12 protein-coding genes and 1 pseudogene are annotated in these 13,278 nt (G+C 71.8%); 4 read left to right on the top strand and 9 right to left on the bottom strand.

The window, feature by feature from the left end; all coding sequences use genetic code 11:
• Positions 1–550: 550 nt before the first annotated feature.
• Together ACWCQ1_RS01960 and ACWCQ1_RS01955 are read left to right on the top strand one after the other, a co-directional pair.
• Positions 551–817, top strand: a pseudogene (locus ACWCQ1_RS01960) (transposase); the annotation flags it as partial.
• 15 nt (positions 818–832) lie between these two features.
• Positions 833–1,471, top strand: a complete 639-nt coding sequence (locus ACWCQ1_RS01955; RefSeq protein WP_451025637.1) for a methyltransferase family protein — start codon at positions 833–835, stop codon at positions 1,469–1,471.
• A 26-nt stretch (positions 1,472–1,497) separates the two neighbouring features.
• Here the strand turns inward: ACWCQ1_RS01955 and ACWCQ1_RS01950 are convergent, their stop codons facing one another.
• The 3 genes from ACWCQ1_RS01950 to ACWCQ1_RS01940 form a co-directional block, all read right to left on the bottom strand.
• Positions 1,498–2,142 carry a TetR family transcriptional regulator gene (locus ACWCQ1_RS01950; RefSeq protein ID WP_451025636.1) on the bottom strand — a complete coding sequence of 215 codons (645 nt, stop codon included), beginning with the start codon at positions 2,140–2,142 and terminating at the stop codon, positions 1,498–1,500.
• 104 nt (positions 2,143–2,246) lie between these two features.
• Complete coding sequence (locus ACWCQ1_RS01945) at positions 2,247–3,500, bottom strand: cytochrome P450 family protein (protein ID WP_451025635.1); 1,254 nt, start codon at positions 3,498–3,500, stop codon at positions 2,247–2,249.
• Positions 3,501–3,590: 90 nt separating this feature from the next.
• A complete protein-coding gene (locus tag ACWCQ1_RS01940) occupies positions 3,591–4,280 on the bottom strand; it encodes a ScbR family autoregulator-binding transcription factor (protein WP_358593704.1) in 690 nt (229 codons plus the stop codon).
• 478 nt (positions 4,281–4,758) lie between these two features.
• Between ACWCQ1_RS01940 and ACWCQ1_RS01935 the strand changes: the two genes are divergently transcribed.
• A complete protein-coding gene (locus ACWCQ1_RS01935) occupies positions 4,759–6,393 on the top strand; it encodes an acyl-CoA dehydrogenase family protein (protein ID WP_451025634.1) in 1,635 nt (544 codons plus the stop codon).
• Positions 6,394–6,427: 34 nt separating this feature from the next.
• Here the strand turns inward: ACWCQ1_RS01935 and ACWCQ1_RS01930 are convergent, their stop codons facing one another.
• The 5 genes from ACWCQ1_RS01930 to ACWCQ1_RS01910 all read right to left on the bottom strand — a co-directional run bounded on the left by ACWCQ1_RS01930 (position 6,428) and on the right by ACWCQ1_RS01910 (position 12,426).
• Complete coding sequence (locus tag ACWCQ1_RS01930; RefSeq protein WP_451025633.1) at positions 6,428–8,170, bottom strand: LCP family protein; 1,743 nt, start codon at positions 8,168–8,170, stop codon at positions 6,428–6,430.
• 175 nt (positions 8,171–8,345) lie between these two features.
• On the bottom strand, positions 8,346–8,921 hold the full coding sequence (locus ACWCQ1_RS01925) for a TerD family protein (RefSeq protein WP_133040909.1): 576 nt from the start codon (positions 8,919–8,921) through the stop codon (positions 8,346–8,348).
• A 32-nt stretch (positions 8,922–8,953) separates the two neighbouring features.
• Positions 8,954–9,208 (bottom strand): Sec-independent protein translocase subunit TatA, encoded by a 255-nt coding sequence (gene tatA, locus ACWCQ1_RS01920; protein ID WP_133040908.1) that lies wholly within the window; start codon positions 9,206–9,208, stop codon positions 8,954–8,956.
• A 40-nt stretch (positions 9,209–9,248) separates the two neighbouring features.
• Complete coding sequence (mgtA, locus tag ACWCQ1_RS01915) at positions 9,249–12,062, bottom strand: magnesium-translocating P-type ATPase (RefSeq protein ID WP_451025632.1); 2,814 nt, start codon at positions 12,060–12,062, stop codon at positions 9,249–9,251.
• Positions 12,055–12,426 (bottom strand): ArsR/SmtB family transcription factor, encoded by a 372-nt coding sequence (locus ACWCQ1_RS01910; RefSeq protein WP_133040906.1) that lies wholly within the window; start codon positions 12,424–12,426, stop codon positions 12,055–12,057. The genes mgtA and ACWCQ1_RS01910 overlap by 8 nt, the downstream gene beginning before the upstream one ends.
• Before the next feature lie 115 nt (positions 12,427–12,541).
• Between ACWCQ1_RS01910 and ACWCQ1_RS01905 the strand changes: the two genes are divergently transcribed.
• Positions 12,542–12,931: a BlaI/MecI/CopY family transcriptional regulator gene (locus tag ACWCQ1_RS01905; protein WP_451025631.1), complete on the top strand. Its 390-nt coding sequence runs from the start codon at positions 12,542–12,544 to the stop codon at positions 12,929–12,931.
• 36 nt (positions 12,932–12,967) lie between these two features.
• Here the strand turns inward: ACWCQ1_RS01905 and ACWCQ1_RS01900 are convergent, their stop codons facing one another.
• Positions 12,968–13,231, bottom strand: coding sequence for a hypothetical protein (locus ACWCQ1_RS01900; RefSeq protein WP_358593709.1), 264 nt, complete (start codon positions 13,229–13,231; stop codon positions 12,968–12,970).
• Positions 13,232–13,278 lie beyond the last annotated feature (47 nt).

The raw sequence follows: 13,278 nt of genomic DNA, 5'->3' as shown, positions 1-13,278 counted from the left end.
ATCCGCGCACCAATGCCACGCACAATCCGCGGTCGGCCTGTGTTCCCCAGCATGCGCTCCTCACCGTCCCTGCCAGTGGACGGGAGCCAATGCCCATCCCCTGAGGCCAGCCTCACCGGGGCAGCGGCGGCCCGCTCAACGGACGGGGCAAAAGGATGAACGGCTTGTTCGCGAGTCTTGGTTCTGCCTCAGCCTCTGGATGCTGTGTCGGATCTCCACTCGGCGAGGTGACGTCCGCTGGCTGTGCCCGATGAGGGCCACGTAGATCATGGTCGCCCTGAGCATCCCCCGCATGCCCGTCGCGCCCCGCATCGTTCCACGGCCGCTACCGCCCGGCACTCCCCCGAACTGCCCGCAGCACCCTCATCGTTGCGCGAGCTGGGTACCAACGGCTGATCGGTATCGGGTGGTCGGGGACGGCACTGGAATCCGGGTGTTTCAGTCGAGTTGAAAAGGGGCTGATGCAGGTTTGGGTGAGGTTGACCTGCCCTACCTCTCAGGTTCCAGTGCTGGTGGCTAACTACCAGCCGTTCACGGAAGGCTGGCAGTCATGCCTCGGCCCTGTCCTCCGGAGTCCCGGGCGCGTGCCATCGCGCTGGACCGCGCCGGCAAGCAGGCCAAACACACGGCGGTGGAGCTCAGCATCCATCCCGTCACGCTGTGGAAGTGGTTGCGGCAAGACGACATCGACAACGGGCGGAGGCCGGGAACGCCGTCGAGCGAGTCTGCCGAGCTGCGGGCCGCCCGCCGGCGGATCCATGAGCTGGAAACCGAGCTGGCGAGCGTCCGGCAGACGGCGAAGTTCCTGGGCGAGGACACCTGGGCTTGAGGCATGGACTCGCTTCGTTCCGCACTCGTCGCCCTCGTCGGCCTGTGCGTTCTCGTCTTCGTCGTGGCCTGGATCGCGGGCGCCGTGTACTTCGGTGCCAAGAGCCGGGCCGGACCGGGCGGCGGCTGGGCTCGTGACGTGCGGCGTACGATGCCGCGCCGGGCGCTGCTGATCGCGGGGATCTTCGTCTTCTTCACGCTGGCCGGGCGCACCCCGCACTCCTTCTGGCGCCACCTGCAGTACTGGCAGCCGGAGCTCGCCGTGCTCGGTGCCGTGCTCGCCGTCGCCTCCACCGCGCTGCTGCTGTGGGCCCGCTGGGTCCTGGGCACCATGTGGGCCGGCGTCCCGAGTGTGCGGGAGCACCATGAGCTACGCACCGACGGCCCGTACGGCCTGGTCCGCCACCCCATATACACCGGGCTGCTGGGGCTGATCATCGGCGGCATGCTGGCCGACGGCTTCGGGATATGGGTTCTTTTCCTGGCCGCCGCCCTTCCCTGGCTGCTGCGCCGGGTCAGGATCGAGGAGGGGCTGATGGCGGAGCGGTTCGGTGGGGAGTACGAGGCCTATCGCGCCCGCGTCCCGGCACTGGTCCCGCGCCCTCGCCCCCTCCTTACGGCACGGCACCCGAAGCTCCGCTGAGCCGGCCGATCAGCCCGACCGCACTCTCATGCCCCCTGCGCCCGAGGGACACCCTGAAGCACTTGTCCGCCTCCCGCCGCGCTGAACCGGTGCCGTGCCGACGCGCCCACCAGCCGTGGCAGTACGAGCGCCCAGAAGCGGGTCAGCACCCCCCGTTCCAGCCAGCGGGAATCGCTCTCGCCGCGGGCCTGGAGCCCGGCCGCCACGGCCACCACGACCGCCGAGACCTCCTTGGACGCGGTCTCGGAGACCAGGGCCCCCTCGGCCTCCGCGCGCGCCAGCGTGGCCTCGACCCAGCGCTGCCACTCCCGCCACAGGTCCGGCGCCGACTCGGAGCTCTCGCCACGGGCGCTGAGCCGGAAACCGACGCGGAGCACCACGTCCCGGCCGAGCCCTTGGACGAGATCGTGGCTGGCGTCGATGAGGGCCTGCACGGGGCGCGCCTCCCGGGGGCGGGTGATCCGGCGCAGCCGGGCCTCGGCCGCGACGACCACCGCGTCCAGGAGGGCCGCCTTGTTGGGGAAGTGGAAGTGCAACGCCCCGTTGCTGACACCGGCCTTGGCGCTGATGGCCGCGAGCGGGACCGACGCCGCGCTCTCCTGGTCGAACAGTTCTGCCGCAGCCTTGATGAGGGCGTTACGCGTACGGATCGCGCGTTCCTGCATGGCCATGAGCTCGTCACTCTCCAGGGTTCGCCATCAGGGGACGAGCATAACAAACCGCTGTGGCGGTTTGTAGGGTTGGTGTGCGTACCGACCGGTGGTGTCCCGCCCGTCTAGGGGCGCAGCGCAACCGGCAGCCTGCCGAAGCCGTTCAGGAGGAAGGTGGGCAGTGGGCGCAGGTCCTCCGGGGCGCAGGCGAGCGCCAGGCCGGGGAAGCGTTCGAACAGGGAACGGAGGGCGACCGTGGCCTCCAGGACGGCCAGCGGGGCCCCGAGGCACCGGTGGGTGCCGTGTCCGAAGCCGAGGACGTCCCGGTCGGTGCGCAGGAGGTCGAAGCGGGCGGCGTCCTCGCCGTGGCGGTCGGTCTCCAGTCCGCCGGCCGCGAAGGAGACGAGGATGGGGTCGCCGCGCGCGATCCGCACGCCGTCCAGGTCGATGTCCTCCACCGCGAAACGCATCGGCGAGTAGGCGGCCGGACTGTGCACCCGCATGGTCTCGTCGACCACGTCGTCCCAGTTCGCCCGGCCCGCCCGCACGTGTTCCAGCTGGGCGGGGTCGGTCAGCAGCGCGCCCACCGCGTTGACGATGAGCGTCGAGGTGGTGTCCTGGCCGGCGGCGATCATCAGGAAGAGGGTGCCGAGCAGTTCGTTCTCGGTGAGCCGGTCCCCGTCGTCGCGGGCGGCTATGAGGGAGGAGGTCAGGTCGTCGCCCGGGTTCTGGCGCTTGGCGGCGACCAGTTCGGCCAGCAGGCGGAACGCGGTGGCTCGCGCCTCCTCGATGGTCTGCGCCGAGGCGCTGGAGGAGAACACCATGCGCAGCGCGCCGCAGAGTTCGTCCCTCGACGGACCCTCGGCGAGGCCGAACAGTTCGCAGACCACCTGCAGGGGGAGCAACGCGGCGTAGGAGGAGCGGAGTTCGACCGGCTCCTCGCCCGCGCTCGCGGCCAGTGCGTCCAGCAGCGAGGCGGCGAGTTCCTCGACGCGGCCGGCCAGTTCGGCGGTGCGCCGCGCGGTGAAGGCGCCGGCGACGAGTCTGCGCAGCCGCGCGTGTTCGGCACCGTAGGCGAAGAGCATGTTCTCGTTGGCCACCCAGGGGAACAGGGGCCAGTCCGGGGTGATGCGCCCCTCGGTGAAGGCGGGCCAGTGGCGCCGGGCGTCCTTGGAGACCCGGGGGTCGACCAGCAGCCGCTCCACGCAGCTCTGCCGTACGACCGCCCACGCCCGTACGCCGCCCGGCAGTTCGACCTCGACGGCCGGACCCCGTTCGCGCAACAGCGCGGCCTCGGCGGCGAGGTCCCGGCCGGTCACGTCCAGCACATGCACGCCGGAGATCGCCTTCGTCACCCTGTACTCCGTTCGGTCGTCCATGCGTTGCACCCGGCCCGCGCGCCAACTCCCCGCCCCGCAGAGACCCCCGTCGGCGTCACACCGCCCCCGTGCCCCCCGTCGGCGTCGACGTCACACCGTCGCAGGCGCCGCAGGCGCCGCCGGTTCGTCGCGCAGGCGCACGGCCTCCTCGTACACCCGCTCCGCGCGGTTCGGGGCGAAGTCCAGCCGTACCAGGACGCTGGGGACCGCGATGGCGGACATGAGGGTGCGCATCAGGTCCGTGACCCGGTCCACCATGTCCGCGTGGCCGGTCAGTATCTTCGACAGCACCTGGACGCCGGTGAAGGAGCCGGTGAAGAGGGTGGCCGTCGAGGCGATGTCCACGTGCGGCAGCAGCTCGCCGGCCGCCTTGGCCTGGGTGAGGACCTCGAGGTTGTGGTCGATCCAGCCCTGCATCGGCACGCGCCGGTCCAGGCCGTCGTGCGGGCCCCCCTGCTCCACGGTGAGCCGGACGCTGCCGCGCACCATCGGGTCGCCGAGGCGCAGGAGATGGGCGAACAGCAGTGCCTCGTCGAGGGTCTGCTGCAGGGCGAGGTCCCGCGGCGGCACCGGGGGCAGCGCGGCGACCTGGCCCGCCAGCACCTCCTGGGCCAGCTCCTCCTTGGAGGCGAAGTGGAAGTACAGCGCGCCCTTGGTCACCCCGGACTTCTTCAGGACCTCGGCGATCGTCGCCGCCTCGTAGCCGACCTCGTCGAACAGTTCGGCCGCCGCCAGGATGATCTTCCTGCGCGTCCGGATCGCCCGATCCTGCTGTGCCACTGCCTGCCTCCGTGCCCTCTGCGCGAACCGACCGAGCTCACCTCTCCCGGAGAATAAAACCACCTCCCCGGTTTTACAAGACTTGAAAACCAAACCGTTCGGTCCGTAAGTTTCCGGTCCAGCGGCACCCCACACCGTCTGAACTGGCAATCAAAATGGGGGTATTCGGATGTTCCGCCCCACCAGGGCATCCTTCGGGAATGCGACCGCGACTGTTTCGGAGCCCGCGAACGAGTCGGTTTCGCCCCCGCATACGGCACCACCGGCAGGAGGCAGTGTCCTCGACGAACTCACCGGACTGCTTTTCAAGGGATTCGAGGGAGACCGGAGAGACGAAGGAGAAGAGAGAGACGAAAGAGACGAGCGCGATCGCGTCCACGGCACCTGGCGGCGCCTGATCACCGACGAGGCCTTCGCCCACCAACCGGGTCTGACTCCGCAGGAGCGCGCCGAACTGTCGTACCGGCGGCTGGGGTTGGTGAACGACGCCGCGGGGGACGCCCGCGCCCTGGTCCAGGACACGCGCCGGCTCACCGCGCTGCACGAGTGGACCGGCTTCGTGGACGGCGGGCTGTGCACGGTCGCCAGCATTCACTACAACCTCTTCCTGGGCAGTCTGCTGGATCACGACGGCGACCGGCGCGAGCTGTCCGACTTCACCTCGCTGCGGCGTACCGGGGTGTTCCTGTGCACCGAGCTGGAGCACGGCAACGACGTGGCGGCGCTGCGGACGGAGGCGGTGTTCGACCGGGAGACCGGCGGCTTCGTGCTGAACACGCCGGTCCCGGGCGCGCAGAAGTTCATGCCCAACACCAGCCTGACCGGCGGCCCGAAGACCGCCGTCGTCGCCGCGCGGCTCCTGGTGGACGGCGAGGACCAGGGCGTCTTCCTCTTTCTCACGCCGCTCAGCGACGAGCGGGGCCATCTGCCGGGCGTACGGGTCCGTCCGCTCGCGGAGCGCACCGGTACCCCCGTCGACCACTGCCTCACCGCCTTCGACCGGGTCAGGCTGCCCCGCGAGGCCATGCTGGAGGCCGAGCACGGGCGGCTGGACGCGGACGGCAGGCTCACCAGCGGACTCGGCAACCGGCGTAAACGTTTCCTCCGCTCCGTCGGCCGGGTCACCGTGGGCAAGCTGTGCATGAGTGCCGGCACGCTCGGCATGGCGCGGGCCGCGCTGACGATCGCCACCCGCTACGCCCACCACCGGCACATCAGCGGCACCCGGGCCGGGCAGCGGGTCCCGCTCATCGCGCACCGCAGCCACCACGCCAGGCTGCTGAGCTCGCTCGCGACCGCCTATGCCATGACCTTCCTGCAGCGCTCGGTGGTCGACAGATGGGTGACGCACGACGCGACCGACCGCGAGGAGCACGAGCGGCTGGAGCGGCTGATCGCCGTCGCCAAGGGGTGGATCACCTGGCAGGCCCGGGAGATCACCGTCGAGTGCCGCGAACGGTGCGGTGCGCAGGGGCTGTTCCCGGCGAACGGACTGTCGGAGCTGCCCGGCAATGTCGAGGGCGGCATCACGGCCGAGGGCGACAACCTGGTCATCTGGCTGAAGGCCGCGTCCGAGATGGTCTTCGGCCATGAGTCGGGACCCGCGACCCCCGTCCTGCCCGTCGGCCGGGATCTCGGTGACCTGGGTTTCCTACGGGACCTGCTGGCCTCGGCCGAGCGGATCTGGCAGCGGCGGGCCCGGGAGGCGCTGCGCGGCGGCCCCTCCGGTGATCCGCTGGGCCGCTGGAACGAGACCTCCGGCGCGGCCCTGGAGATGGTCTCCCTGCATGCGCGGCTGCAGGCGGCCGACGCCCTGCGGGCCGCCGCCGCGCGCACCACGCACGCGCGGGCCCGGTTCCTGCTGGAGAACCTGTGCCGGCTGTTCCTGCTCGACCAACTCCGCGAACACACCGGTGACTTGCTCGCCGCGGGCCTGATGTCCGCCGAGCACGTGACGTCGTTGCACGGCACCACGGAGTCGGTCGTCGGCGCGCTGTCCCCGCATCTGATGACCCTGGTGGACGCCTTCCACATCCCCGAGGAGTACCTGTCCCGCATCCCCCTCGCGAACGCGGACTACGCCGAACGCACCGACACGAGCCCTACGGGCTGAACCACCGGCACCCTGACACTCCCCCGGCACCCCCTTACGGCGCCGAATCCTTCCGCCCGCTCGCTGCCGCGTACGCCTGGCTCGGGGTCATCGGCACCCCGTTGATCTCCACCGTCTTGTAGGGGCTGACCTTGGCGCAGCCCTTCGCGCCGTCGGCCGTCTGGGCGTGGGCGTCGGCGACGGCCGCGTGGGTGTCGGCGGGGGCCGACGAACCGCCCGAGCCCGAGGAGCCGTACGTCGTGCCGCTCGGCCAGTCGCTGCCGATGACCAGGACGACCCCGCTCGTGCTGCCCTGGGTGAGGTGCGAGGCGGGCAGGCCGATCGCGGAGGCGACGGTCTGGGCCTCGGCCTTCTGCCCGGGGCCGTAGGTGACGGTCGTCCTCGCGGACTGCTCCGGCGCGTTGCCCGAGGTGGTGCCCGAGCCGAAGCCCTTGGCGACAAGGCCATTGGCGACCACGGCCGCGCGTCCTCCGGTCGTGGTGCCGTTCTCCACCTGGACCGTGACCTGGGAGGCGGGCACGGTGGCCGCGGCCGAGGCGGACGGGGACGCGGAGGACTTCTTCTTGCCGCTGCCGGAGGAGGACAGAGACTGGTCGTTGGCGATGGTGGCGAACAGCTGCTTCGCCGCCGCGGCCGGCACCACGCGGTTGGCGTTGGTCGGGTCGGCCGCGGTCTGCATGGTGGTGAACGTCATCCGCTTCGACGGCACCTTGTTGAGATCCGTCGCCAGATCGATCAGCCTGGTCACGCTGCCCAGGCCGTCGTCCACGGTCAGCGCCTTGGTCGCCGCGTCCGCCAGGGAGTAGACCTTCGCCGGGTTTCCGAGCGTGCCCGCGCTCTTGAACTTGCGGATCATCGCGGACAGGAAGAGGTGCTGGGAGACGGTACGGCCCAGGTCGCTGCCGTCGCCGAAGCCGTGCCGGGAGCGGACGAACTCCAGGGCCGCGTCGCCCTTGAGGGTGTGGGTGCCCTTGGCGAGCTTGAGGTGGGAGTAGGTGTCGTACACGTTGTCGCTGACACACACCGAGACGCCGCCCACCGCGTCGGACATCTTCACCACACCCGCGAAGTCGAGCATCACGAAGTGGTCGATGGTGATGCCGGTGAGCTGGTGGACGGTGGCGACCTGGCAGGCCGGGCCGTACTGCAGGGCGCTGTTGATCTGGCCGTAGTAGCCGGGCGTCGACTGGTTGCTGTCCGGGTCCTTGCAGGCGGGGACCTGGGTCATCGTGTCGCGCGGCACACTCATCACGGTGGCGTTGGAGCGGTCGGCGGAGACGTGCACCACCATCTCCACGTCCGCGTTGTGGCCGACGGTGGAGCCGGCCGAGCCGCAGCCGCCGCCGAGTTTGCAGTCGGCCGCGTTGTTCCGGCCGTCCGAGCCGATGACCAGGATGTTGATCGGGGTGCGGCCGAAGGCGTCCGCCTTCTCCGAGCCGCCCTTGCCGTCGAGCGAGACGCTGTTGATGTTGCCGTTGAGGTGCTCGTACAGCCAGGCGCCGGCGCCCGCGGTGACCAGGATCAGCGCCGAGACCGTGAGCAGGGCTATGCGTGCGACGCGTTTGCGCCGGGCCACCGGCTTGGCGCGCCGCCCCGCTCCGCGCCCGCGGGACCGGGCCGCCTGGCGAGCGGCCGCCCGGCCGCCGTACGGCGCCTGCGGTGGTCCGCCGTCCGTCCCGCCCCGCCGCCCGGATGTCTCTCCACGTTGGCGGGGAACGCCGGCCGAGCGGTCACGGGTGGCCGATCGGCCGCGGGTTTCACCCCAGGGGTCGCTCAACTCCCACTCCCTACGCTGCGGCGTACGTCAGGGCGGAGCCCTGGGCTCGGATGATTGCGCAATATAGCAACTGTTGCTGAGATGGCAGGTGGCCTACGCCACACCCGCTTCTTACCTGGTCGGCGGGGGACCCGCGCCGCCCGTGGGTCCCCCGCCGGAGCCGGCACCGTCCGCGTCAGACGTTGACGCCGAAGTCGGAGGCGATGCCGCGCAGTCCGGAGGCGTAGCCCTGTCCGACCGCGCGGAACTTCCACTCGCCGCCGTGCCGGTACAGCTCCCCGAAGAGCATCGCTGTCTCCGAGGAGGCGTCCTCGGAGAGGTCGTAGCGCGCGATCTCCTGGCCGTTGGCCTGGTTGACCACCCGGATGAAGGCGTTGCGGACCTGGCCGAAGCTCTGGCCGCGCACGTCCGCCTCGTGGATGGAGACCGGGAAGACGATCCGGTCGATCTCCGCGGGCACGGCGGCGAGGTTGACCTTGATGCTCTCGTCGTCGCCCTCGCCCTCACCGGTGAGGTTGTCACCGGTGTGCTCCACCGAACCGTCCGGGCTGGTCAGGTTGTTGTAGAAGACGAAGTGCAGGTCCGAGGCGACCTTCCCGGAGGCGTTCAGCAGCAGCGCCGACGCGTCCAGGTCGTAGTCCGCGCCGGTCGTGGTGCGCACGTCCCACCCCAGACCGATCAGGACCGCGCTCAGCCCCGGCGCCTCCTTGCTCAGCGAAACGTTCCCGCCCTTGCCCAGGGAAACTCCCACGGCTCTTCCTCCCCGCTCCCAGCCTCAAGTCGTCACTTGTCACCAACGCCGGGACCCGGCACGGCGGTTCCCGGTGTCACCACCGGCTCGGCGGCGGCGGTCGGCACGGCGGAGGCGGAGGCCTGCGGGGCGCTCTCCTCCTTCATGGCCTTGGCCTCGCTCTTGAGGATGCGCATCGACTTGCCCAGTCCGCGGGCGGCCTCGGGCAGCTTCTTCGACCCGAACAGCAGGATGATCATGATCGCCACGATCAGCAGGTGCCAGGGCTCGAGCCCGTTCCGGAGCATCCCACCCACCCCATTCTCTTCATTCTCTTCGCCATGGTTGCTACGTTGCGCAACTGTACAACCATGGCAGCTTCCTGACAGCCACCAGCCCGGCGGTGTAGAGCGCGAGGACAGCGGCCAGGAGCAGGTAATAAAGGGGTGGCAGCGGGGTCAGCCCGAGCAGCGAGCCCAGCGGGGTCACCGGCAGCAGCAGTCCTACGGCGGCCAGCGCGCCGGCCGCCCATCCGACCGGCCCCGGCAGCCGCCCCGCCGTGTCGCGTCCGGCGCGCAGCAGCACCATCACCAGGGCCTGGGTGATGAGGTTCTCGGTGAACCAGCCGGAGTGGAACACCGCCGCGTCGTCCAGGCCGCCCGGCCCGTGCAGGGTGAGCGTGAGCACGCCGAACGTGGCGAGGTCGGCGACCGCGTTGAGGACGCCGAAGCCGGTGATGAACCGCAGCAGGTCGCGCGGGCGCAGCAGGATCGGGCGGCGCAGCACCGAGGGGTGCGGCCGGTCGTGCGCGAAGGCCAGCTGGGCGGCGTCGAAGAACAGGTTCTGCGCGAGCACCTGGGCCGGCAGCATCGGCAGGAAGGGCAGCAGCAGACCGGCCGCGAGCATCGCGATGACGTTGCCGAGGTTGGAGGAGAGCGTGATGCGCAGGTACGTGGCGATGTTGCCGCCGGAGTAGCGGCCGGCGGCGATGCTGTGCCCGATCGCGGTGAGGTCCTTCTCGGCGAGGACCACGTCCGCGCTCTCCCGGGCGACGGCCACCGCGTCGCGCGGGGCGATGCCGACGTCGGCGGCGCGCAGGGCGGGCAGGTCGTTGACGCCGTCGCCGAGGTAGCCGACGGTGTGTCCGCCCGCGCGCAGGGCGGTGGCGACACGGGCCTTGTGCTCGGGGGCGCAGCGGGCGAAGACGACGGTGCGCTCGACGGCCTCGGTGAGTTCGGGGTCGGTGAGGCGGTCGACCTGGCCGGCGGTGAGGACGCCGTCGGCCGGCACCGGGACGCCCAGGTCGCGGCAGGCGCGTACGGCGGTGCCGGGGTGGTCGCCGGTGAGAATCCTGACGGTGACGCCCTCGTCGGCGAGGCCCCGCAGGGCGGCGGCCGCGGTGGGCGCGAGGGCGTCCTTGAGCGTGACGAAGCCCCGGAACTCCAGGCCGCGTTCGTCGGCGGGGGTGTACTCGCGGGCCCGGGCGGGGCGTTCGGCGGTGGCGACCGCGAGCACCCGCAGCCCGTCGTCCGCCTGTCGTGCGGCACGCGCGAGCAGCCGCGCCCGCTCATCGTCCGCCAGCGCACAGCGCGCGAGGACGGTCTCGACGGCGCCCTTGACGACGAGGGTGTGCGTGCCGAGGCGCCCCGGTGTGCGCACGACGGCGGTCGCGAGGCGCCGTACGGGATCGAAGGGCAGGGCCGCCACCCCGTCGTACGCCATGATCGCGTCCTCGTCGGCCGTGTCCAGGACGGCGTCGTCGAGGGCGTCCGGGGCGGGCAGGTCGGCGAGTTGCAGGGTCCACCAGGCGTTCACCGCCGCCCAGCGCAGCACCTCGGGGTCGTCGTGGCCGTCCGGGCCGAGGGCGCCCTCGAGGACGGGGCGGTCCTGGGTGAGGGTGCCGGTCTTGTCGAGGCACAGCACGTCGACGGCGCCGAGGTCGTGCAGGGCGGGCAGCCGCTTGACGATCACCCCGTGGGCGCGGGCCAGCAACGCGGCGCCGCGCGCCAGGCACATCGTGACGATGACCGGCAGCATCTCCGGTGTCAGCCCCACCGCCACGGCGACGGCGAAGGGCAGGGTCTCCAGGCCGCGGTCGCGCAGGGCGGCGTTGGCCATGAGGACCAGCGGCGGGGTCAGCAGCATGAACCGGATGAGGATCCAGGAGATGCCGTGCACCGACCGGTCGAAGGCGCTGGCCTCCCGGCCGGGGTCCTCCCCCACTCTCAGCTTCGTTCGAGCGGGGGGACCCCCATGGCCGTGGGCCGCGGCGAACCTGGTCCGCGCGCCGGTCGCCACGACCACCGCCGTGGCGCTGCCGCCGGCGACGCTGCTGCCCTGGAAGCAGAGCTCGGGCCGGTCGAAGACACCGCCCTCGCCCGCGGCCGGGTCGCCTGCGTCCTTGGCGACCGGCGCCGACTCCCCGGTGAGCGCGGCCTGGTGGACGGTGAGCCCCTGCGCCCGCAACAGCCGTACGTCGGCCGGTACGAGGTCGCCGGGGCCGAGCCGTATCACGTCCCCCGGCACCAGTTCCTCCACCGGGATCTCCCGGTCGTCCGGCGGCAGGTCCTCCTCGGCGCGGCGCAGGACGGTGGCGGTGCTGGCGACGAGTCCGCGCAGCCCGGCCATCGAGCGGTCGGCCCGGTGCTCCCCGGAGGCCCGCAGCACACAGCTCACCGCGACCAGCAGCAGAATCACACAGGCGGTGCCCCAGGAGGCGACGACCGCGGACACCAGTCCGAGGCAGAGCAGGACGACGGTGAAGGGGTCCCGTGTGCTGCGCAGCACCGTCGCCGCCCAGGAGGCCTCCCGGTACGCGGGCAAGGTGTTCGCCCCGAACCGCCCCTGCCGCTCCTCGGCCTGCGCCTCGGTCAGCCCTCGCGGGCCGCTCTCGAGACGCCGGAGGGTCTGCAGGACGGTGACGGCACCGCCGCCGTCGGCCGGGGCGCGCCGCCTTCGCACGACTTCGCGGTACGGATCTCCCGCCTCGGTGTCGTCACCCGGGCCGTGCTCCGTCCAGAACCCGACCGGCGCGGGCTCGACGTCCGGTCCGGCCGACCTGCTCTCGACGTCCGGTCCGGCCGGCGTGCCCTCCGCACCCGGTCCGGCTTCCGGAGATCCCGCCCCCGGATCCGGTTCCGGGGCCGCCGTGCTGTCAGCCACCGGCCCCGCGCAGCCTGCGTACGGGGCCTCGGCTCCCGGAGTCGCCCTCGGCACGCGCGGCCAGCTGACCCACCATCACCCGCACCACGGTCACCACGTCGGGATCGTCGACGAAGTAGATCTGCCGCCGCCCCTCCCGCCGGGAGCGCACGAGCCCGGCGAGCTTCAGCTTCGCCAGGTGCTGGCTGACGGCGGGCAGCGCGCCGCCGACCCGGTCCGCGAGGTGGGTGACGTCGCTCTCGCCCTGTGCCAGCGCCCACACGATGTGCAGCCGGGCCGAGGACGCGAGCAGCCCGAAGGCGGCGGCCGCCTCCGCCAGTACCTCGGCGGACGGATCCTCGAAGCCACCGATGTCCGCTGCCACAGCCCTCTCCCGTCCCACCCAAGCCGACAAGCCGTCCCAGTCTAGGGGCCGCGCTCACCTCTACAGGAGAGGAGAAGGCACGGGTCCCGCGCCCTCCCCTCTATACGACGCGACCATGGCGAAACCGGAGCAGCGCCGCCCGCGTCGGGCGCAGGGCGCGTTGGATTCGCAGATGCTCGCCGTGTTGCGGACGGCCGACGCCCGGGTGACCGCGGCCTGGGTGCGGGAGCGCCTGGGCGACGACCTCGCCTACACGACGGTGATGACCGTGCTGAGCCGGCTGCTGGGGAAGCAGTCCGTGAGCCGCCGCCGACAGGGCCGTTCCTTCGCCTGGGAGGCGGCCGGGGACGAGGCGGGGCTCGCCGCGCTGCGGATGCGCAAGGTACTGGACCGCGAGCGGGACCGCCACGCGGTACCGGGCCGCTTCGTCACCGCGCTGCCCGCGGACGACGAGCGGGTGCTGCGCGATCTGCTGGGCCGGACGGCCGACGAACGGACGGGCTGAACTTCCACAGGGGCGTCCGGCATCCACCGGTCGCCGTCAGCCAGAGCCGCTCTCGACGGACTCCTCCTGCGGCCGGGAGAGTTCCCGGTCGCCCACCAGCAGGCACCAGGCGACATCGCCGACCGCCGCTCCGACCGCCGCGGCTCCGGCGATCAGTCCGGCGGTGATCAGTCCTCCGCCGACGTACGGACGTCCGTCGAAGAAGGACAGGGCGACCCCGAGGGTCAGCAGGACGACCGCGAGGGCGGCCGGGACACCGGGCACGAGCAGCGCCCGTACGGACAGGAACCGACCCGCCATGTCTCTCTCCGGTTGGATGGTTCGATGGATGGGCTGTACGGGCTGGC

The organism is Streptomyces sp. NPDC002144 (assembly GCF_053593695.1).
This window is presented reverse-complemented; position numbering and strand designations above follow the sequence as displayed.

Coding starts and splice junctions, on each gene's coding strand:
- ACWCQ1_RS01955 (WP_451025637.1), top strand. CDS start 833: ATGGACTCGCTTCGTTCCGCACTCGTCGCCCTCGTCGGCCTGTGCGTT.
- ACWCQ1_RS01950 (WP_451025636.1), bottom strand. CDS start 2,142: ATGGCCATGCAGGAACGCGCGATCCGTACGCGTAACGCCCTCATCAAG.
- ACWCQ1_RS01945 (WP_451025635.1), bottom strand. CDS start 3,500: ATGGACGACCGAACGGAGTACAGGGTGACGAAGGCGATCTCCGGCGTG.
- tatA (WP_133040908.1), bottom strand. CDS start 9,208: ATGCTCCGGAACGGGCTCGAGCCCTGGCACCTGCTGATCGTGGCGATC.
- ACWCQ1_RS01905 (WP_451025631.1), top strand. CDS start 12,542: ATGGCGAAACCGGAGCAGCGCCGCCCGCGTCGGGCGCAGGGCGCGTTG.
- ACWCQ1_RS01900 (WP_358593709.1), bottom strand. CDS start 13,231: ATGGCGGGTCGGTTCCTGTCCGTACGGGCGCTGCTCGTGCCCGGTGTC.